The organism is Actinopolyspora lacussalsi, assembly GCA_030803735.1.
GTDB classification, from domain to species: domain Bacteria; phylum Actinomycetota; class Actinomycetes; order Mycobacteriales; family Pseudonocardiaceae; genus Actinopolyspora; species Actinopolyspora lacussalsi.
This window is the reverse complement of record JAURUC010000001.1, coordinates 3,209,850-3,230,162: the sequence shown is the minus strand read 5'-3', so window position 1 is coordinate 3,230,162 and position 20,313 is coordinate 3,209,850. Positions and strand designations below refer to the sequence as shown.

Genomic DNA, 20,313 nt, shown 5'->3' with positions numbered 1-20,313 from the left:
CACTCCGCGCCGGACCCGCGCCCGACGGTGTCGTGTTCGTGCCCCGTTCGTCGTCCTGCCTCATCCGAGCTCCCCGCGGGTAACGGTCCGCGCAACGTTCTCCAGCGCTTCGGCCGACTCTCGGTCCCGATCGTACGACCGGGTGAGCCGGCGCGGCCCGCTCGGGCACCCGGGTGCGTAGGTTCTAGGCTGCGAGTATGCGCATGCTGGCTCTGCTGGACGGCACCCTGGCCGACCCCGAGGTCCCGCTGCTGCGTTCCGACGATCTCGGGGTGCAGCGTGGTGACGGGATCTTCGAGACGATCCTCGCGGTCGACGGTAATCCACGGGAGATCGAGGCCCACCTGGACCGGTTGGAGCGTTCCGCCCGACTGATGGAGCTGTCGCTGCCCGAGCGGGCGAGTTGGCACCGTGCCGTGCGGGCGGTGCTCGCGGAGTGGCCGTGGGACAGCGTGCCGGAGAGCGCGATCAAACTCGTGTGCACCAGGGGTCCGGACGGCGGGGACGGCACCCCGACCGCCTTCGTCTCGGGGCAGTCGCTGTCGGCGGAGCTGATGCGCAAGCGTGCCGAGGGCATTTCCGTGGTGACCCTGGAGCGCGGCATCGACCCCGGGATGATGGAGCGCGCCCCCTGGTTGCTGCTCTCGGCGAAGACGCTGTCCTACGCGGTCAACATGGCCGCCCTGCGCGAGGCGGAGCGACGCGGCGCCGACGAGGTCGTGTTCACGGCGACCGACGGTTCGCTGCTGGAGGGACCTACCTCCAACGTGGTGCTGGCGGAGGGCGGCAGGCTGGCGACCCCACCGCCGAGCTCCGGCATCCTGCGGGGGACCACCCAGGGTGCGTTGTTCCGGGCCGCCGAGGAGGCCGGCTGGTCGACCGCCGTGGAGCCGATCACCGCCGAGCGGTTGGGGCACGCCGACGGTGTCTGGCTGGCGTCGAGCATCCGCAAGATCACCCAGGTGCACACCGTGGACGGCACACCCGTGGTCACCGACCCGGGGCTGCACGAGCGGATCTGCAAGCTCTACGAGTCGCAGTACTGACGGTGACCTCGGTGGGCCGGTAGTGACCCGCGCGGTACCGGAGCGTCATCCGCTACGACGGACTTCGGCGGTTTCGCCGGGCGATCCGCGCGGCCTTCGCCGCCGCCGCGCAGACGAGCGCGGCGGTCAGGAACGCGTACAGGAGTGGGGCCACGTGGCCCGGAACCAGATCGGAGGTGTTTCCGCTTCCCCACACGCATTTCGCGCTCGGCGGGAATATTCCGTAATCGATCCGCTCCAAACCACCCCAGCGAGATCCTTCTCGCGGGGAGAGCGAACAGGTGTCCCTGGGGTCGGGGAAAGTGAACGTGTGCAGGGCTCCCCAAAGATACTCCAGAGACGCGAGGAAAATGAAAATCGTGGCCGCGCACGACCAGATTCCGGCGGATCCTCGCTGGTCGATGGAAATCAGCAGCTTCACCACCGCCGCGAACACGCCGAGCACGAGCAGCGGCGACAGGAGGAAAGCCAGGAAAAGCACGCCCGCAATTTACATCATTCCCAGTTTTCTGGTGCGATGCTGAGCGTTTTCCTTTTCGACTGTTTTCGAATGGCGCCGCATCTCTCGGGGAGAGGTTTCGATTTGTGGCCGGAAGCGTCTTTCGCGGCGTCGGACGTGCATGCCGTAGGAGCGGGCGGCGAACTGCTACGTTCTGCGGGACCGGTCGTCCTTCACCCCGTGCGAGTCGGCTCGGCACTCGCCGCGCCGGGGAGCGGCAACGAGCGCCGAGCCGAACGGGCCACACCGAGTCCGAACGGGGCCGGCTGAGTTGTTCGCCGCGTTCTCGCCACCCGCCCCGAGGATCGAGGTCAGCCGACCACGCGTTCCAGCTTGGCTGAGAGGCGGGGCTGCAGCTCGTGCTCCGAGGTGGCGCGTTCCTCGACGTAGGCCAGCGAGCCGTCCACCACGCCGTACAGCCTGGTCGTGGCGGTCACGTCCTCCGAGGTCGGGGTGCGCAGCACCGCGTCGGTGGACAACTGCCAGCTGGTCTGGTTGAGGGGGTTGCCGAAGAACATCTCCGCGATGCCGGAGGAGTGCACCAGCAGCAGCTCGATGCTGTCGTCGGGCTGCGGCCGCCACCAGCCCAGCTCGCGGAAGGCGGGCTCCACGATCTCGCCGCCCTCGCCGTCCAGCTTCCAGGCGCGGCTCTCGTAGTACAGGAACGGCCTGCCGTCGTGGGCGAAGGTCACCTGCTGCAGGAAGCGGTACTTCTCGTCCAGCGTGGGGTGGTTGGCCTCGCCCTCGCCCCGCCAGACACCGACCAGCGGCAGCAGCCCCAGGCAGGCGCCGTTGAGCTCCGGGCCCATGCGCAGGTTCGCGGTGTCCCCGATTCCCGGCAGGTCGTCGAACTCGGGAATGTTGCGCCCGCGGGTCTTCTCCGCGCGCTCGGCCTGGGCGCGCACCGCCGCGTCACCGCTGCCGGGCTGCGGTTGACCGTTGGACGGGTCGGACTGTTCGGACGGCTGGTTGGGCGTGGCAGACATCGCCTTCGAGGTTACCTCGAAGGCTCGCCGCGTTCGTCGCCGCTCCCCCGTCCAGTGGTGGGTGGATCAGTCGCTGTGCAGGCGATACACCACGTAGAAGGCGAACCAGACCGTCGCCAGGGCGGCGATCCCCACCAGAGTGACCAGGCCGTAGTGCAGGAAGTCGATGAGTGTCACGGCCGTAAGCATAACCACCACCCGGCTCGAGTGGGATGTGGTCTCAGGCATGATCTGCTCGGACCAGAGGGTTGCCAAGCCGCGTTTCGGTGCTCAGCGGGTCTGGGGCCGGCGCCGAGGAGACGGGTATCACATGGAGTTCGCGACGCTGCGGGACAAGGCGATGAACTACCGGGAGTGGCTACTCGGGCGCAAGTCCGAGATCGATCCGGAGTTCCCCTGGTACCCCTTCGACACCATCGCCAACATGCTTCATCTGGACGGGTTGCTGTCCGGGGACAACCGGGCCGTGTTCGACCGGTTGGCGGGGCAGCGGATCGCCGATATCGGCGCCGCCGACGGTGATCTGGGCTTCTTCCTGGAATCCCAGCTGGGATGCCGACTGGACGTGGTCGACACCTCGGCTCCCAACTACAACGGACTGCGTGGCGCGCGGCTGCTCGCCGAGCGGCTGGGCTCCGAGGCGGGCATCCACGACGTGGATCTGGACAGCCAGTTCCGGCTACCGGCCGAGCACTACCGCGCCGTGTTGTTCCTCGGTCTGCTGTACCACCTGAAGAACCCGTTCTACGTGTTGGAGACGTTGGCCCGGCACAGCGAACTCTGCTTCGTCTCCACCCGGATCGCGCAGCTGAGCCCGGACCACGGGACCCGGTTCGCCGAGCAGCCGGTGGCCTATCTGCTTCACCCGACCGAGGCGAACAACGACGCCACGAATTTCTGGATCTTCTCGGAGGCCGGGCTGCGAAGGTTGTTCGACCGCACGGGGTGGGAGGTACTCGACTTCACCACCGTCGGCAACACCACGGACTCCGATCCGGCGGCACAGGACCGCGATGAGCGGGCGTTCGCCCTGCTGCGTTCCCGCCACGTCGGGGAGTGAGACCGAGTTCGGGGGTGGTGTCGGCGCTGGAGCGCCGACACCGACCTCCGGCGTCACGCCACGGCGATCTCCACCTCGTGCAGCCCCGGCCCGTTCGCGACCACCTCGGACTCGCCGCTGCCGTCGCGGTGCAGCGCACGGACGGTCCAGGTTCCCTCGGCCGCGTAGAACCGGAAATCGCCGCTCTCGGCGGAGACGACCTCGGCGGTGAACTCGCCCGCCGGGTTCAGCAGTCGGACGAAGGCACCGCCCACCGGCTGACCACCGGAACGCACCTTGCCCGCCACGACGGTCTGGTCACCGGTGTCCGCGCCCGCGGTCGACTGATCCGGTGCTCCGCATCCACTGCTCACGATCATGCCTCCTGCTCACTCGGGTTCTCGATCGGCACGCCGACCAGCGAGCCGTACTCGGTCCAGGAACCGTCGTAGTTCTTCACGTTCTGGTGCCCCAGCAGCTCGTGCAGCACGAACCAGGTGTGCGAGGAACGCTCGCCGATCCTGCAGTAGGCGATCGTGTTCCTGGACTCGTCGAGCCCGGCCTCGTTGTAGACCTTGCGCAGCTCGTCGTCCGACTTGAAGGTGCCGTCCTCGTTGGCCGCGCGGCTCCAGGGCACGTTGATCGCCGAGGGGATGTGACCGCCGCGCTGCGCGGACTCCTGTGGCAGGTGCGCGGGGGCGAGCAGCTTCCCGGAGAACTCGTCGGGCGAGCGCACGTCGACCAGGTTGCGCTCACCGATCGAATCCACGACCTCGTCGCGGAACGCGCGGATCGAGCTGTCCGGCTCACCCGCGACGTAGTTGGTGGCGGGGCGCTCCGGGACCTCCTTGGTCAGTTCCCGGCCGTCCAGCTCCCACTTCTTACGGCCGCCGTCGAGCAGCCGCACGTCGCGGTGCCCGTAGAGCTTGAAGTACCAGTAGGCGTAGGCGGCGAACCAGTTGTTGTTGCCGCCGTAGAGGATCACCGTGTCGTCGTTCGAGATCCCCTTGGCGGAGAGAAGCTTGCCGAAGTCCTCCCGGCCCACGAAGTCACGCCGCACGTGGTCCTGCAGTTCGTTGCGCCAGTCGAGCTTGACCGCGCCGCGGATGTGTCCACCGTCGTAGGCTGTGGTGTCCTCGTCCACCTCGGCGAACACGACCCCGTCGGTGTTCAGGTTCTGTTCGGCCCAGTCGGTGGTTACCAGGACCTGTTCACGACTCATCGAGCGACTCCTTTGCTCGTATCGGCGAAGTGAATTCTCAGCGGATTTGGGAGGTCGAGCCCGCGGGAATCAACCTCCGGATCAACGGATACAACCGGCAACCGAGGCAGTAGCCGAAGGCGGCGTTGAGCAGCGCGGCGACCAGTGCCAGCGCGTTCGCCGTCACCCCCAAGAGGAGCCACTCTCCGGCGTATCCGACGGTTGCCACCAGGGTGCAGGCGAATCCGATTCCCTGGGCGAAACGAACCGGTTCGGGGTCCTCGTACGACTGCTCGTCACCCTCGGGCAGCCGAGGGCGCACCGTTTGCCGGTAGAGATGTCCCCACGGATTGACGCGTAGCCCCACGAACGCGCACAGCGCGAACAGCGCGGTCTGCGCGGCCAGTATCCGCCAGCTCCCGGTCAGCAGCCCCAGGACGAGGATGCCGCTGGTGATCCATGCCGTGAAACGGACACCGCGCGGATCGAGGCGGTCATCACTGGGCATGGTGTCTCCTGGCTGGTGGAACAGGGTGCCGAATCCGCCGGGACGGGTAAGGCCGCCACGTCGGTGTGAGAACCGATCGCATTCGGTGCCGCCGCCCGGGTCGTCACCCGCGACACAGGCTGCTTCCGACGCGGCACAGATCCACAGCGCGCCTGGAGGTCAGCAGTACATGCACACTTCGGAGATTACCCGTCACGAGCGGCGAGCGGAAAGATTGTTCACCTGTTGGGATGGATGTATCCGAACGACCCGATCGGAAAACTTCGATCAGGGAAGGTACGGGCGCAGTGCCTCGGTGAGCCCTTCGCGGCGCGGCACCCCCGAGAGCCGGAACAGTTCCCGCCCGTCGGTGTCCAGCGCGAGCGTGGTGGGTGTGGTGTGCACGCCCAACGGCGCCGACCACTCCGGACGGTTGGTCAGGTCGATCTCCACGTGGCGCAGTCCCGTGGTCCGTTCGGCCATCGTCGACAGCAGGATGCGGGCGTGTCTGCACGGGGCGCAGAACGTGGTGGACAGTTGCAGCAGAGTGACCCCGGGCATGGTGCTCCCGGGCGTGGCGTCTCGTGTGGCGGAGCCGGCCACCGAACCGGTTGTGCGCCCGGTTCCGGTCACCCCGTCGCCGGTCACCCCGTCGCCGGTCACCTCGCCGCCGGTACCGGTCACCTCGCGACGCAGTACCTCGGCGATCTCCGCGGGAAGCTGATCGAACACTTCCCGGGAAACTCCACTGCCGCGGCGGTTATTCCGCGTGGTGATCCGACCCTCCCGCGCGCGAAGCGCCGAGCCGAGCACCAGCGTCGCGATCAGCGAGAGCAGCAGCGCCCACCACTCCGGCGGCATCAGCCACCGCTCCCGTTCCCGTTGATGACCACGTTGTCGGCGCTGCCCGCGACCACCAGAGCGCCGCGTTCCACCTCGACGGCCGTGGGGCGTACGTCGAACGGCAGTCCTCCCGGATCGAGCGTGGTGTCGAATTGCCGCAGGATCATCTTCTCGAAGGTGCCCGCCAGGTCCACCCGGCCGACGGCGCTGTTCTCCAGATCCAGTTCGTTCGGCACGATCCGCAGCTTGCCGTTCTCCAGCCGCAGCGTGCCGGTGACGGTGACCCGGTTGGTCGTCCCCGCGATGTCGACCTTTCCGCGCAGCCGTACACCCGTCGAGGAGTCGTTGCCCGCGCCGCCGGACGCGGCCGCCGAGGCCGCGGGCGTCTCCACCGGATTGATGCGCAGGTCCTCGACCGGCACCGCCTTGTCCAGATCTGATTCGCCGATTCGGAGCTCGCCGGTCACCTCGTCGACCGCTATCCGGTTGTTCTCACCGGTCAACATGCCGAGGGTGGAGATCCGCGCGTGATGCAGCTCCGCCCGGACGTCGACGTCGCGCAGCGGACCGACGTCCACACCCGGTACGCGTAACCGCACGTCGCGGAAGTCACCCCGCACCGCCTGGGTCAGGAACGGAAAGCCGGTTATCCGGACTCCCGGGTCGCGCCCGAGCTCGAGTTTCCTCCCCAGTTTCTTGGACACCTGGTACTCGGCGAGGGCCGCGCCGCCGAAGTCGGCCGCCAGGAACAGACCGAGCAGCACGACCAGCGTGATCGTGAGCTTCTTGAACGGGAAGGCACGTCGCACCGGTAGGTTTCCGTTTCTGTCTGGTGTATCCGCCGCGGGAGACACGGTGTTTTCACTCTAGTAGGAGTTCGTCGCCCACCTCTCGTGGCGGAATCCCTCGGGCCGCGCCGCGTCAGGTGCGCTGGGTCAGGTGCGCGGCCGTTCCGTGCTCGCCGCGCGAATTCCCGCCACCGGACGGTTCGAGACCGATCGCTCTTCGGACTGGCAGCCCTTCGTGCCGGCAGCGCTGCCGCGCTCGTGTGACCTGTGTTGCGTTACCCGTGCTTTTCCGACGTGTTATGGGTATTCTCACCGTCATCGGAGGCAACGGAGCCTCGCAGCCCGGTTACGGCGCATTTTCCGTATCGCCCACTTCCGGCGTTCGCGCCGGTTCACGGAGGCATTGTATGAGCTCCGATCTGCTGCTGTTGAGTAACGAGTCCGACTGCGAGGCCGTGCTGCCCGCGTTGTCCCTGCTGCCGCACCGGGTGCGGGTGATCGCTCCGGACAGCTCCGCGATGGTCACTGCCAGCGGATACGAACTCGTGGTCGTCGACGCCCGCGACAACCTCGCCAACGCCAGGAACCTGTGCCGGATGCTGTCCTCGGGAGGCGCCGGGGTACCGGTGTTCGCCGTGGTCAACGAGGGCGGCCTCGTGGTGGTCAACGCCGAGTGGGGTGTGGACGACGTGCTGCTGCCCACGGCTGGCCCGGCCGAGGTCGATGCGCGGATCAGGCTGCGCACCGCGCAGCGTGGGGCCGAATCCGTCGCCGGTGGGCCGGTGACCGTGGGCGACCTGGTCATCGAGGACGAGACCTACACGGCCAGGCTCAAGGGCAAGGCCCTCGAACTGACCTACAAGGAGTTCGAGCTGCTAAAGCACCTCGCCACCCACGCGGGCAGGGTCTTCACGCGGGTGCAGCTGCTGCAGGAGGTCTGGGGCTACGACTTCTTCGGCGGTACCCGGACGGTGGACGTGCACATCAGGCGACTGCGCGCGAAGCTGGGCCCCGAGCACGAGGCCATGATCGGAACGGTCCGGAGCGTGGGCTACAAGTTCGTGCGGCCCTCGCGGACGAACCGGGACGCGACCGGTTCACGACGTGCCGACTCGGCCGCGCAGGAGGGAGCGGATCTTCCGCCGCTCGCGGAACAGGATCCCGACGCCGAAGCAGCCGAGCCCGGCCACGACGGCCTGCCACGGCAGGCTGAACGCGAGTACAGCGCACCCCAGTAGGCCCACGACGGGCAGCGCCCTGGGGAACCACCGTTGTTCCCCGGGTAGGGTCCACGCTGCCGCGTTGGTGATCGCGTAGTAGATCAGCACACCGAACGAGGAGAAGCCGATCACCGCGCGCAGGTCACCCGCCGCGATCAGCAGCACCACCGCGGCGGCTACTCCGAGCTCGGCGTGGTGCGGGGTGCCGAACCGGGGGTGAACGCGGTCCAGCGGGCCCGGCAGGTCTCGCTCGCGGGCCATCGCCATCGCGGTTCTTCCCACTCCCGCGAGCAGGGCGAGCAGCGCGCCCAGCGCGGCCGTACCCGCGGCCAGTCGTGCGGCCGGTGCCAGCCACGGAAGGGGGCCCTCCCTTACCGCCTCGGCGAGCGGTGCGGTGGATTCGGCCAGCCCGGACGGCCCCAGCGAGCCGAGCAGCGTCACTCCGACCACCAGGTACAGCAGCACCACGATGCCCAGGGCGATCGGAATGGCCCGCGGGATGGTCCGTTCCGGATCGCGGACCTCCTCACCGAGGGTGGCTATCCGCGCGTACCCCGCGAAGGCGAAGAACAGCAGCCCCGCTGCGCCGGTCGTCCCCCACAGGCCACCCCAGCGCGACCCGGTCTCCGACGAGACGGCCCCGCTGCCGGGCAGCAGCGGTGGATCCGAGTCCGGGAGCCATGTCGCGACGAGCGCCACCGCCAACCCGGCCAGCGTGATCACCAACAGCACTCGGGCCAGCCGTGCCGTGCGGGTGATCCCGATGTAGTTGGTCCCGGCGAGCAGCAGCACGAACACCACCGCCACGGCCTCGCGGTGCGACGGCGAGAGATAGTTCGCCGCAGTCAGCGCCATCGCGGCGCACGAAGCCGTCTTACCGGTGACGAATCCCCAACCGGCCAGGTAGCCCCAGAGCGGACCGAGCCGTTCGCGGCCGTAGACGTAGGTACCTCCCGCGGTGGGGTAGCGGGCCGCCAGTGCCGCCGAGCTCGACGCGTTGCAGAACGCCACGAACGCCGCCAGCAACAGTGCCGGGACGAGGTTCCAGCCCGCCAGCGAGGCCGCGGGGGCGAACGCCGCGAAGAGCCCGGCGCCGATCATCGAACCGAGTCCGATCGTAACCGCGTCGGCGGTACCGAGGCGGGCGTTCAAACGCATGACCACTTCTTTCGTTCGTGCGGGGCTTGTGTTGCGTGGCGGTGCTGGTGGCGGAACCTCTGGCACGGCTCTCGCTGCGGGTGCCCCGACATCGGGTAGCGGCTACACAACGTCGGGGCCGTTCTCGCGAGAGCCGCACCGGAGAACCCGCGGCGGTGCCGACCGCGAGGGTGGTCGGAGTGCGGCCTGCGTCGAAGTGGCGCGGCGATTTCGCGAGAAATTGACGCTGCCTCGGAGCCGGGGGCGGCGTGTTGCGCCGCGTTCGTCGTTCCACTCGCTGCGACTCCGGTGTTCGTGACCGTCCTTCCTTCGGTTTCATAGTCGAGTGGAGTGCACGCGGGCAACCAACGCTGGTTGAACATCGGTAATCTCGGTCGTGTGGTGCATCTGACGTGGCGAAACGGACTTGACGAGACCGAGACCGCCGAGGTCTTCGACCTGCTGACCGCGGCCGAGCGAGCCGACGGGGTGGCGCCCGTCGGCGAGCACGTGATCCTGCGGTTGCGCTCCCACCGGGGGGTCAGTGAACAGATCGAGCCGGTGCAGGCCGATGTCGCGGGTTCGGAACACTTCGTGATCCGTGCCGACGGCGGCGAACTGGCGGGTTACGCCCATATGGACACCGAGGGCGAATCCCGGGGGGAACCCCTGGTCGCCGAACTCGCGGTACATCCCCGCTTCCGCGAGAACGGGATCGGTACCCAGCTGGTGGCGGCGTTGTTGGAACGTGCCGAGATACCCGTCGAACCCGACGACGAAGGGGATTCGTACCGGCTGCGCATCTGGTCGCACGGCCTGCTCGCGGCCGCGGTCCGGCTGGCTGACCGGTTCGGTTTCACCCGGGTTCGCGAACTGTGGCGGATGGGGCGTGAGTTGAGCGGTGCCGAACTCGACGAGCCGGTCCTGCCGGAGGGAGTGACGGTACGTGGTTTCCGGGTCGGCGAGGACGAACCGGAGCTGGTCCGGGTCAATCACCTCGCGTTCTCCTGGCACCCCGAGCAGGGCGGGATGACCGAGGCGGAGCTTCGGGAGAAGGAGGGACTTGACTGGTTCGATCCGGCGGGGTTCCTGCTGGCCGTGGACGATGCCGACCGGTTGCTCGGATTCCACTGGACCAAGATTCATCCGGACGGGAGCGGCGAGGTCTACGTGGTCGGAGTCGACCCGAACACGCAGGGTAGTGGACTCGGGAGAGCTCTGACGCTCGCCGGGTTGCGCTACCTGCGCGACGTCGGATGTCCGACGGTGCTGCTCTACGTGGAGGCGGACAACGGTCCCGCCGTCAGTGTTTACCGCCGTCTCGGGTTCGAGCGCTGGGATGTCGACGCGCAGCTCGGCCGATGAGCAACGCTGAACACTGAGGGTGTTCAAGATTGTGGTGCGGGTGAGCAGTTTTCGGGTGTGCTCACCCGCTTAGCTGTGTGCTTGCTTACTTAGCGTGCCGTGTTCATTTTCTGTTCACCTGGATGGCGGTCGATGGCTACCGAGTCGGCTTAGGGTCGCTCTCGGAACGGCACACGCCGTCAACTCCGTTGTCTTGGAGGAGCGACGTGCACTTCGGGCGGCACAGGTTCGCGCTCGGGTTTCTCGCGGTCGGTGTTCTCGCGCTGACCTCCTGCGGAACCGATCGCAACGTCACCACGGCCGATCTGAACACCGAGTTGCGGCAACTCGAGGTCGACTGCGGAGACGCCTCCGTGGTCGCCGAGGGCTCTTCCGCGCAGAAGAACGCGATGGATGTCTTCGCCAGGGACTTCGGCGTCAAGTGCGAGGGCAGGCAGCTCAACTACACGGCCTCCGGCTCGGGCAAGGGCATATCCGCCTTCACCGCCGGGCAGGTCGACTTCGCCGGGTCGGACGAGGCGCTCAACAGTGCCGAGGCCGCGAAGGCCAGGAAACGCTGTGAGGGCAATCCCGCCTGGAACATCCCCATGGTGTTCGGGCCGCTCGCGATCACCTACAACCTTCCGGGGGTCGACGACCTCAACCTCAGCCCGGAGACGATCGCCAAGATCTACCAGGGCGAGATCACCAGGTGGAACGACCCGGCCATCCAGCGGCTCAACCAGGGGGCCGACCTGCCGGGAACCGAGATCGTGCCGTTCTACCGCTCCGACGAGTCCGGCACCTCGGCCAACTTCCAGGAATACCTGTCCATCGCCACCCACGGGATGTGGAACGGCTCGGGCAAGACGTTCCGCCCCGGATCCGGTGTGGGCCAGGGCAGGGCAGGTACCGACGGAGTCACCTCCTCGGTCGAGCAGACCGAGGGCGGGATCGCCTACGCGGCCTGGGCTTTCCCGAAGAACGCCGGACTCGGCATCGCCGCCATCGACAGCGGCAACGGTCCGGTCGAACTCACCAGCCGATCCGCGGGCAAGGCCATCGACGGTGCCGAGATAGCCGGTACCGGGCACGACCTCCGGCTGAATCTGGAGTCGATCTACGGCAACGACTCGCCGGGGGTCTACCCGCTGGTGCTGGCCACCTACGAGGTCGTGTGCTCGGCGGGCTACGACAAGCAGACCGCGAAGTCCGTGACCGCCGCGCTGCGGATCGCGGCACACGCGGGCCAGGAGAACCTGGAGCAGGCTGGTTACGTGCCGCTGCCTCCGAAGTTCCGCGAGAAGGTCCTCGACGCGGTCGAGGCGATCCGGACCTGAGCCCGGCAGTGCCGAGCCAGGTCGCCACCAACCCGACGTCCTCCCGGGCTAGTGCGTGCTCGTGCCGTGCGGCAGCCACGGCACACGAGTACGACCGGGAAATCCGGAAACTGAGAGGTCGCGAACAACTGTGACCGAGTCGACGAATTCCGAGTGGCGGTCCGCACCGTCGGGCGAAGCAGTCACACCGCCGGGCCAAGCAGTCACACCGCCGGGCCAAGCAGTCACACCGCCGGGCGAGGCCGGCAGCACTCTCGTGGGAAGCCCCGAAGAGCCGGTGTCGTCGGAGCCACCCACACCGCCGGAGCAACCGGGCGGGAAGAAGAAGGTGGTACGCCTCGGGGACCGGCTGTTCCAGGCCGTGGCGACCGGATCCGGGATCTTCGTCGTCACCATCATCGCGGCCATCGGGCTGTTCCTGCTCGTCAGGGCCATCCCCGCGTTGCACGCCAACGAGGCCAACTTCCTACTCTCGGGGCAGTGGCGGACCGGCGATCCGGAGAACATGGCCTTCGGCATCGTCGATCTCGCCTGGATCACCGTCGCGAGCTCGCTGGTGGCGCTCATCATCGCGATGCCCGTGGCGGGCGGAATCGCGCTGTTCCTCACCCAGTACGCCCCGAAGGTGCTGGCCCGCCCGTTCGCCTACGTGGTGGACCTGCTCGCCGCTGTCCCCTCCGTGATCTACGGCCTCTGGGGAGCACTGGTGCTGGCGCCGGTGCTCAAACCCGTCGCGCTCTGGATCAACGGGACGCTGGGTTGGATACCGATCTTCGCCGACGGCAACGTGCCCGCCAACAGCGGTTCGAACGTCTTCACGGCGGGCATCGTGCTGGCGGTGATGATCCTTCCGATCATCACCGGAGTCGCGCGCGAGGTGTTCGAGCGAACCCCCTCGGCGCAGATCGAGGGAGCCCTGGCGCTGGGGGCGACCAAGTGGGAAGTGGTGCGCACCACCGTCTGGCCGTTCGGCCGCAGCGGGTTCGTCGGCGGAGCCATGCTCGGCCTCGGCAGGGCGCTCGGTGAGACCGTCGCGCTGACGGTCATTCTCAGCTACACCTTCGAGGGGCCGCACTACAGCATCTTCGACGCGGGGGCCACCTTCGCTTCGCGGATCGCGCTCGGCTCGGCCGAGTTCAACAACCACCTCACCGTCGGTGCCTACATCGCGGCCGGGCTGGTGCTGTTCATCAGCACCTTCGCCGTCAACGCGCTCGCCCGCTGGATCGAGAGCGGCAGCGGTAAGGGGAAGAAATGAGAACGGACACCGCTGACCTCGAGCGGCCCGCCAGCGCCCCCGCCTTCCAACAGCTCGGGCTGGGGCGCAAGATCAAGAATCACACCGCCACGGTGCTGTTCGGCCTGGCGTTTTTGGTCGCGGTGATTCCGCTGCTGTGGGTGCTGTTCACCCTGGTGCAGCGCGGCCTGGCCCCGATGCTCAACGCGGATTGGTGGAACCACTCGTTCTACGGGTTGCTGCCGAACGATTCCGGTGGCGGTATCTACCACGCGTTGGTGGGAACCCTGGAGCAGACACTCGTCTGCGCCCTGATCGCGGTTCCGCTCGGCGTGACGGTCGGAATCTTCCTCATCGAGTACGGCAGGAACTCCAAACTGGCCCGGACCACCACCTTCATGGTGGACATCCTCAGCGGCCTTCCCTCGATCGTGGCAGGGCTGTTCATCTACGCGCTGTGGATCACCACGTTCGGTTTCGACCGCAGCGGATTCGCGGTCTCGCTCTCGCTGGTGCTGCTGATGCTGCCGGTGGTGGTGCGGGTGACCGAGACGATGCTGACGATCGTTCCCGACGAGCTGCGGGAGGCTTCCTACGCCCTGGGCGTCCCCAAGTGGAAGACGATCGTGAAGGTGGTGCTGCCTACCTCGTTCTCCGGCATCATCACCGGCATCATCCTCGGGCTCGCCAGGGTGATGGGCGAGACCGCGCCCCTGCTCATCCTGGTCGGTTATTCCAGGGCGATCAATTACAACCTGTTCGACGGTCCGATGGCCTCGCTGCCCCTAACGGTCTACACGGCGCGCAAGACGTCCACGGAGGCGGGCGAGTACCGGATGTGGGGAGCGGCGCTCACCCTCGTGCTGCTGATCATGCTGATCAATCTGCTGGCAACACTGTTGTCCAAACTGTTCGCGGTAAAGACCAGGTAGGGCGGTAGCCGAATCATGGCCAAACGTCTCGACATCAACGATCTCAACCTCTACTACAACAAGTTCCACGCGGTGCAGGACGTCACGCTGCAGGTGCACGCCCGGAGCGTCACCGCCTTCATCGGCCCCTCCGGTTGCGGCAAGTCCACCGTGCTGCGAGCGCTGAACCGCATGCACGAGGTGATTCCCGGCTCCAGGGTCGAGGGCAGTGTGCTGCTCGACGGTGAGAACGTCTACGCACCAGGGGTCGACCCCGTCCAGGTTCGCCGCACCATCGGGATGGTGTTCCAGCGGGCCAACCCGTTCCCCACGATGTCGATCAGGGACAACGTGGTGGCCGGCCTGAAGCTGGCCGGAGTCAAGGACAAGAAGCGCCTCGAGGAGATCACCGAACGTTCGCTGCGCGGGGCCAATCTCTGGGAAGAGGTCAAGGACCGGCTCAACAAGCCCGGCGGTGGGCTCTCCGGTGGCCAGCAGCAGCGGCTGTGCATCGCCCGCGCCATCGCGGTGCAGCCCGACGTGCTGTTGATGGACGAGCCCTGCTCGGCACTCGATCCCATCTCGACGCTGGCGATTGAGGATCTCATCGCCGAGCTGAAGAAGGACTACACGATCGTCATCGTCACGCACAACATGCAGCAGGCCGCGCGGGTGAGTGACCAGACGGCGTTCTTCAACCTGCCCGAGGTGGGGCAGCCCGGCCAGTTGGTCGAGATCGGCGAGACCGGGAAGATCTTCTCGAATCCGAGTCAGAAGGCCACCGAGGGCTACATCTCCGGCCGCTTCGGCTGAGGGGACCGTGTCGGGTCGGCCTGCCTGGCGGTGCTGGTGGCGGAACCTCTGACACGGCTCTCGCTGCGGGTGCCCCGACATCGGGTAGCGACCTACACAACGTCGGGGCCGTCCTCGCGAGAGCCGCACCGGAGAACCCGCGGCGGTGCCGACTGCGAGGGTGGCCGGAGTACGGCCCGCGGGCATGGTGGGATCCCGAAACCGTACCGAAGGCGCGGCGATTTCGTGGGAAATCGACGCCGGCCGAGTGAGGGGATCATCCGGCCGGAGACCGCGGGGCCTTCGGGGGCCGGATCACTCGCGGTGCTCGTCCGCGATGCTCGATATCAGCATCGTCGAATCCTTGGCCGACAGCGCCAGCGCGCACACCCGCTCCAACGCTGCCAGGTACGGAGCGGTTTCAGCCGGTTTCTCCCAGAAGCGCGAGTTCGTGGAGTCACCCACGTGCACCACCTGCGGGTCACCCGTCTCCCGGAACGAGAAGGCGGTGACGCGGTCGCCGAGCAGCGGATGCGCCCCGCTGCCGAACGGCAGCACCCGCAGCGTCACGTTGCGTCGGTAGCTCATCAGCACCAGGTGTTCCAGCTGGGCGCGCATCACCCGAGGACCCCCCACACCGCGCCGCAGCGCGGACTCGTCCAGCACCGAGTACAGCTCCAGCGAATGCTCACCCAGCAGACGCTGTTGGCGGGTCGCCGTGATGGTCAGCCGTTCGGAGACCTCGTCCTCGGTTATCGCCTCGCGCTCCGTCGCCAGCAGTGCCGAGCAGTACTCCTCGGTCTGCAGTAATTCGGGGATGGGATCCGCTCCGAACGTGCTCACCGCTCCTGCGGCGGTCTCCAGACCGAGGTAGGTGTCGAAACCGTTGCGCCGCGCGGTGCTGGCGTACGCCTGCCACCAACCGCGTTTCTTGGAGCCCTCGGCGAGTTCGAGCAGTGTGGTGACCTGCTCACTGCTCGATCCGTAGAGCTCGGCCATGAGCCGGACATCCGCGGTGCGGACCGGGACACGGCCGAGCTCGATCTGGCTTATCTTCCCCTGTGAGCAATCCAGATGAGCCGCGACTTCGCGGTGTGTGCGTTGCGCTGCCTCACGCAGCTTGCGTAGTTCGCTGCCAAGACGTCGGCGGTGCACGGTAGGACTCTTACTCACGTCGGCAGGCTCGCACACCGCGGCGGCGAACAGCCGTCGTCAACGCCGACTAATAATAGCGTTCATTCGATCGAATGAGTGCCGTACGGAATCGACGACGCTGAGACGTCAACAGCGTTCCGTTTGCCCGCCCGTTCCGGTGAGGAAAAGACGCCTACCCGGAAATTCGGTCACGAATTGTCGCTGCTCGGCATGGTTCCCGTCACCACGTAGATGATCCGACGTGCCACCGAGACCGCGTGGTCCGCGAAACGCTCGTAGAACCTGCCCAGCAGGGTGATGTCCACCGCCGCCGACACGCCGTGCGACCACTCGGAGCCCATGACCACGCTGAACAAGTGGCGGTGCAGGTCGTCCATCTCGTCGTCGTCGCCTTCGAGATCCCGCGCCTGCTGCACGTCCTGGGTGCGCAGGATCTGGTTCAGCCGGTTCGCGAGCTTGACCGCGACCTGACCCATCTGTGAGAAGTAAGTCTTCACGTCCTCCGGGAGCACGGGCTGCGGGTGCCTGCGCCGTGCCGCCTTGGCCACGTGCAGCGCGAGATCTCCCATCCGCTCCAGGCTCTCGGCGGCGTGGATCGTCGAGATCACGGTACGCAGATCCCCCGCGACCGGTGCCTGCAGCGCGAGCAGGCCGAAGGCGTGCTCTTCGCAGCGTGCCCGCGCCTCGTCGACCTTCAAGTCGTCGTCGATGACCTGCTCGGCCAGCGACAGGTCAGCTCCGAGCAGCGCGGTGGTTGCCTGCTCCATCGCGTTGCCGACCATGGTCGACATCGCGGCGAGCTCGTCGGCGAGCTTGTCGAGCTGTTCCTGGTAGACCTCACGCATGGTCCCTACCCTACTTCGTGGGGGTATTGCGCAGGGTTCCCGCCGGTTAACCTGCGGTGAACACGATTTGAGTTCTCACTCGAAAAGACCAGTGCGGGCGCGGTGGGGCATCACGGTGGGTGAGAATCCGCGAGTCCGGAACGGGATTTCCGGGCCCGAAGCCGTCACCAGCGTTGGTTCCGACACTCGGCCCTCACCCGAACGCCCCGCGGGGGAGGCGGCGAGCCGGTGTGTGAGCCGCACGTCCGCCGCGTCCCTGATCCCGCCGTATCACTGTGACCGCCGCGTTCCCGTTGCCGATCGCTCGGTCCGCACCGAGCGATCGGCAACGGGACGACGACCGCTCCGGTCAGCCGCTGACACCGCCGCACTTGTCCTCACCCGCGTTGACGGTCGAGAGGTTCTCCGGAACATCCACGTCACCGCTGTCCGGCTTGCGAACCCGGTTGTCGTAGTCAGTCCCCAGTTCCAGCCGCAGCGTTTCACCGACCGAGGAATCGGCCACGATCTCGGCCGAGGGCACGGCGGAGGCAAGCAGCTGCGCCCGCTGTTTGTTGCCCTCCGAGTACCGGATGACCGTCTGATCGAGCGGGGACTCCAGGTTGCCGACGTTGCCGACCGCGAAGTCGAACTCACGCAGACCACTGGCGGTGTTGCCTGCCAGGCCGCTGCGTTCGGTGCTGTTGAACACCGAAACATTCACCTCGGAGGGGTCGGGCTTCGCCGAACTGTTCCCCTGCTCCTGCTGGGTGAAGGCCATGGGCGAGGTGTCCGACGTGGCGCCCTCCGAAGCCTGCCCGTTCTGCTGTCCGGACGAGGAGTCCAGCGGCACGTCCTCGATGATGGCGCGGAACAACGAGTGTGCCTCGGACTCCACCATCACCTCGTTGCCCCGTGAGTTCTGGATTCCGGTGGTGGGGATGGTCACGAAGGTGACCTTCTCCGGATCGAGCCCGTCCAGCGATTTACCGAGCGAGATCAGCTTGTCGCTGTTGACGTTGTCGCCGAAGGTGTTGGCGATGACGGCGTTGGCCAGATTCCCGAGTTTGCTGGGGTTGAGCAGCACGTTCGCCGAGGTCATCTTGCGCAGCAACGCGCCGAGGAACAGCTGCTGCCGTTCCATCCGCCCGTAGTCCGAGGTGGGGTCGTTGGTGAGCTTGCGCGCCCTGACGTAGCGCAGCGCCTGCTGCGGGCCGAGCTTGTGCGTGCCCGCCGTTTCGAGGATGGTGCCCAGCTCCTGGTCGATCATCGGCTTGTTGGTGCAGACCTGCACACCACCCACCGCGTCGACCATGGATTTGAACCCCTGGAAGTTGACCCCGAGGAAACTGTTGATCTCGAGTCCGGAGAGCTGCTGCACCTGTTTGGTGACGCAGGCGGGCCCGCCTGTCCCGAAGGCGGTGTTGAACTTGACGTTCTGCTGGGCCGCCACCGTCTCTTCGCTGTACTTCCCGGTGGCGGAGTCCCACTTCCTGCAGGTATCGGCCTGAATGTCGATCTCCAGGTCACGTGGGATCGACACGATCACCACTCGGCTCCGGTCCGCTGGAATGTGCGCGATCATCGTCGTGTCCGAACGGGCGCCCGGCACTCCCTTGACCGTACCGATGTTGTCCGACGCCTCGGCGCCCTTGCGGGTGTCCGAACCGATCAGCAGGAAGTTCTGGTCCCCCTCCTGCAGGTGTGCGTCCTGGATGGCATCGGAGTTCTCGTTGAGCGCGTTGATGTGGTTGAAGCTCGCGTCCAACCAGGTCTTGCTGCCCCAGCCGATCCCCGTGGTGACGAACACCAGAGCCGCGACGGCGACGGCCGCGCCGCGTCCCAGCATCCGCAGCCGCCTTCGCTGCTTTCCCTTGCGCCATTCCACACGCGAGGAGTTCGCGTCGCGGTCCTCGGCGAAGTCGAACGGCATGTCCTGACCGGGTTCGGGCTCCTTGCGGCTTCCCCACAGCCAGGCGTACTTCTTGCGCCGCTTCTCTTCCTCGGCCGCGAGCTCGTCGTGTACCGCCGAGAACCTCGCCAGCGTCGCGTCGATGGCGGCACTGGCCTCGTTGTCGTCGTCCTGCTCGTCCGCTGACCCGTCGCCGTCCGGGGCGGCCTCGTGGGACGTGGTTGAGTCGGCAGTGCCGGACGAGTCGTTCCTGGGGGCGATGGCTGTGGTGTCGGGGTCGTGCTCCGCACCGGAGGTTCTGCCGCCGGCCGCGGTGTCGGGCTTCCGCTCCGGCTGCGCGCCCTCGTGGTGTGTCGTGGTTTCCGGTACGGGACTCCCGGACCGGGGCGAGCCGTTCAACATCTCTTCCGCGGCCGACGGAGCGCTCGATTCCGGGGCGGCGGTTCCCTCCCGACGCGCGGGCTGCGGTGATGGCTCCTCGGGCGGGAAACCTCCTGCTCGCGGCGGCATCTCGCCGCGTACCGCGGGCTGTTGCGCGGTGGGTTCCTCGGAGGGAACCTGCTGGTGCCCGCCTTCTCGGGAACCGGTTTCCAGGGGCGGAGGCGGTGGAGCCGGAGTACGGCGGTGCTGGTTCAGCGCCGCGCTGATCGGTTGGTTCGGGCGGGTGCGATCGCTCGTGTCGGTTCCGGCGTCGCCCTCGGGCCGTTGTGGTGCTCCCGACTCCGGGTTTCCCGCGCCTCGGTCCGCCGAGGGGGGAGCCAACGGTGAGGTGTGTGGGGAGCTCTGCTCCGCGGGCTGCTGCGCGTTGCCACCACTCCTGGCGGCGTTCGGCCTGCGCGACGCACCGAGGAACGGCGTCATCCGCGTCGTGTCGTCACTCTCGGCGGGCGGAGTGCTGGTGGCTCCGATCCCACCGGCGGGTTGTGGTGGGGAACCCGCCCCATTGGGGATCTGCCACTGTGTCTGTTCGGACTGGCCCCGCTCGGTTCCCCCGGGCTGTTCCTGTTCCGGTTCCTGCTGCCTGCGGCGAGCGCGGCGGCCACGAGACCGTCGTCCTTCAGCCTGGGGCGGGTTGTCGTGTTGCGGCGGGGTTTCCGGCACGGCCTCGGTGGTGTGCGTGGGCTGCTCGGGCGATTCCTCCCGCGGCCCGCTCCGGGGGGACTGGGGTCCGGATTGTTCCTCGGGCGGGACGAATTCCGATTCGTCCGCTTCGACCTTTCGGTGCGAACCGGTGTTCTGGGTCTGCCCCTTGCCGTGCCTGGACAGCAAATCTCCGACACGTGTACCGCCCGTGCCGTCGTCCCCGAGAGCTCTTCTGCGCCTGCGCGAAGTGGCCCGGCTGTCCGTTTCGGAGTCGTTTCCGGTTTCGTCCTCGGGATACGCCCACTCCGAGTGGGAACTCTGGTGCCCCGAACTGCCTCGACGGGGATTATCCGGCACCTGCGTTCCCTCCCACCTTGCTGCCATTGGTCTTCATTCGAACGGTTGGCGATCCCCCACCCCCGAAGCTGTATCGCCAGACTCGGCCAAGATGCTACGGCTGATCGCTCGA

At 67.4% G+C, this 20,313-nt stretch carries 19 protein-coding genes and 1 pseudogene; 9 read left to right on the top strand and 11 right to left on the bottom strand.

The features are described 5' to 3' along the window. Positions 1-197 precede the first annotated feature (197 nt). Both J2S53_RS14440 and J2S53_RS14435 read left to right on the top strand, forming a co-directional pair. Positions 198-1,046 (top strand): aminodeoxychorismate lyase, encoded by an 849-nt coding sequence (locus J2S53_RS14440; protein ID WP_456241400.1) that lies wholly within the window; start codon positions 198-200, stop codon positions 1,044-1,046. A 359-nt stretch (positions 1,047-1,405) separates the two neighbouring features. Beyond that, entirely contained in the window at positions 1,406-1,570 is a 165-nt protein-coding gene (locus J2S53_RS14435) for a hypothetical protein (RefSeq protein WP_456241399.1), read from the top strand. Between the two features lie 286 nt (positions 1,571-1,856). Here the strand turns inward: J2S53_RS14435 and J2S53_RS14430 are convergent, their stop codons facing one another. Beyond that, the gene (locus J2S53_RS14430; RefSeq protein WP_092977066.1) at positions 1,857-2,531 is read right to left on the bottom strand and encodes an FABP family protein; all 675 of its coding nucleotides are present in this window, start codon (positions 2,529-2,531) and stop codon (positions 1,857-1,859) included. A 310-nt stretch (positions 2,532-2,841) separates the two neighbouring features. On the opposite strand from J2S53_RS14430, the gene J2S53_RS14425 reads away from it, so the two are divergent. Continuing rightward, positions 2,842-3,591 carry a methyltransferase domain-containing protein gene (locus J2S53_RS14425; RefSeq protein WP_456241398.1) on the top strand — a complete coding sequence of 250 codons (750 nt, stop codon included), beginning with the start codon at positions 2,842-2,844 and terminating at the stop codon, positions 3,589-3,591. A 53-nt stretch (positions 3,592-3,644) separates the two neighbouring features. Here the strand turns inward: J2S53_RS14425 and J2S53_RS14420 are convergent, their stop codons facing one another. From J2S53_RS14420 to J2S53_RS14395, 6 genes are all read right to left on the bottom strand, one after another. Continuing rightward, positions 3,645-3,950 carry a DUF1416 domain-containing protein gene (locus tag J2S53_RS14420; protein WP_456241397.1) on the bottom strand — a complete coding sequence of 102 codons (306 nt, stop codon included), beginning with the start codon at positions 3,948-3,950 and terminating at the stop codon, positions 3,645-3,647. Next, entirely contained in the window at positions 3,947-4,792 is an 846-nt protein-coding gene (locus tag J2S53_RS14415; RefSeq protein WP_456241396.1) for a sulfurtransferase, read from the bottom strand. The genes J2S53_RS14420 and J2S53_RS14415 overlap by 4 nt, the downstream gene beginning before the upstream one ends. Before the next feature lie 37 nt (positions 4,793-4,829). Then, positions 4,830-5,279: a DUF4395 domain-containing protein gene (locus J2S53_RS14410; protein ID WP_456241395.1), complete on the bottom strand. Its 450-nt coding sequence runs from the start codon at positions 5,277-5,279 to the stop codon at positions 4,830-4,832. A gap of 103 nt (positions 5,280-5,382) precedes the next feature. Beyond that, positions 5,383-5,454, bottom strand: coding sequence for a putative leader peptide (locus J2S53_RS14405; RefSeq protein WP_408626654.1), 72 nt, complete (start codon positions 5,452-5,454; stop codon positions 5,383-5,385). Positions 5,455-5,546: 92 nt separating this feature from the next. After that, positions 5,547-6,119 (bottom strand): TlpA family protein disulfide reductase, encoded by a 573-nt coding sequence (locus J2S53_RS14400; protein WP_456241394.1) that lies wholly within the window; start codon positions 6,117-6,119, stop codon positions 5,547-5,549. Next, positions 6,119-6,910: an LmeA family phospholipid-binding protein gene (locus tag J2S53_RS14395; RefSeq protein ID WP_456241393.1), complete on the bottom strand. Its 792-nt coding sequence runs from the start codon at positions 6,908-6,910 to the stop codon at positions 6,119-6,121. Before J2S53_RS14395 ends, J2S53_RS14400 begins: the two co-directional genes overlap by 1 nt. A 386-nt stretch (positions 6,911-7,296) precedes the next feature. Between J2S53_RS14395 and J2S53_RS14390 the strand changes: the two genes are divergently transcribed. Beyond that, complete coding sequence (locus tag J2S53_RS14390) at positions 7,297-8,127, top strand: winged helix-turn-helix transcriptional regulator (RefSeq protein WP_456241392.1); 831 nt, start codon at positions 7,297-7,299, stop codon at positions 8,125-8,127. Here the strand turns inward: J2S53_RS14390 and J2S53_RS14385 are convergent. Further along, positions 8,026-9,267, bottom strand: a pseudogene (locus J2S53_RS14385) (APC family permease); the annotation flags it as partial. The gene J2S53_RS14390 and the pseudogene J2S53_RS14385 overlap by 102 nt on opposite strands. 378 nt (positions 9,268-9,645) lie before the next feature. Here J2S53_RS14385 and mshD point away from each other — a divergent pair. The 5 genes from mshD (at position 9,646) to pstB (ending at position 14,891) form a co-directional block, all read left to right on the top strand. After that, the gene (mshD, locus tag J2S53_RS14380) at positions 9,646-10,611 is read left to right on the top strand and encodes a mycothiol synthase (protein WP_456241391.1); all 966 of its coding nucleotides are present in this window, start codon (positions 9,646-9,648) and stop codon (positions 10,609-10,611) included. A gap of 206 nt (positions 10,612-10,817) precedes the next feature. Then, positions 10,818-11,930: a phosphate ABC transporter substrate-binding protein PstS gene (gene pstS / locus J2S53_RS14375; RefSeq protein ID WP_456241390.1), complete on the top strand. Its 1,113-nt coding sequence runs from the start codon at positions 10,818-10,820 to the stop codon at positions 11,928-11,930. A gap of 277 nt (positions 11,931-12,207) precedes the next feature. After that, complete coding sequence (pstC, locus tag J2S53_RS14370) at positions 12,208-13,188, top strand: phosphate ABC transporter permease subunit PstC (protein ID WP_456241389.1); 981 nt, start codon at positions 12,208-12,210, stop codon at positions 13,186-13,188. After that, complete coding sequence (pstA, locus tag J2S53_RS14365) at positions 13,185-14,099, top strand: phosphate ABC transporter permease PstA (protein ID WP_092977038.1); 915 nt, start codon at positions 13,185-13,187, stop codon at positions 14,097-14,099. The genes pstC and pstA overlap by 4 nt, the downstream gene beginning before the upstream one ends. Positions 14,100-14,114: 15 nt before the next feature. Further along, positions 14,115-14,891, top strand: a complete 777-nt coding sequence (gene pstB, locus J2S53_RS14360; RefSeq protein WP_092977035.1) for a phosphate ABC transporter ATP-binding protein PstB — start codon at positions 14,115-14,117, stop codon at positions 14,889-14,891. A 294-nt stretch (positions 14,892-15,185) separates the two neighbouring features. Here the strand turns inward: pstB and J2S53_RS14355 are convergent, their stop codons facing one another. From J2S53_RS14355 to J2S53_RS14345, 3 genes are all read right to left on the bottom strand, one after another. Then, a complete protein-coding gene (locus J2S53_RS14355; protein ID WP_456241388.1) occupies positions 15,186-16,043 on the bottom strand; it encodes a helix-turn-helix domain-containing protein in 858 nt (285 codons plus the stop codon). 170 nt (positions 16,044-16,213) lie between these two features. After that, entirely contained in the window at positions 16,214-16,870 is a 657-nt protein-coding gene (phoU, locus tag J2S53_RS14350; protein ID WP_092928835.1) for a phosphate signaling complex protein PhoU, read from the bottom strand. Between the two features lie 349 nt (positions 16,871-17,219). Then, positions 17,220-20,201, bottom strand: a complete 2,982-nt coding sequence (locus J2S53_RS14345; RefSeq protein WP_456241387.1) for an LCP family glycopolymer transferase — start codon at positions 20,199-20,201, stop codon at positions 17,220-17,222. Positions 20,202-20,313: the final 112 nt, after the last annotated feature.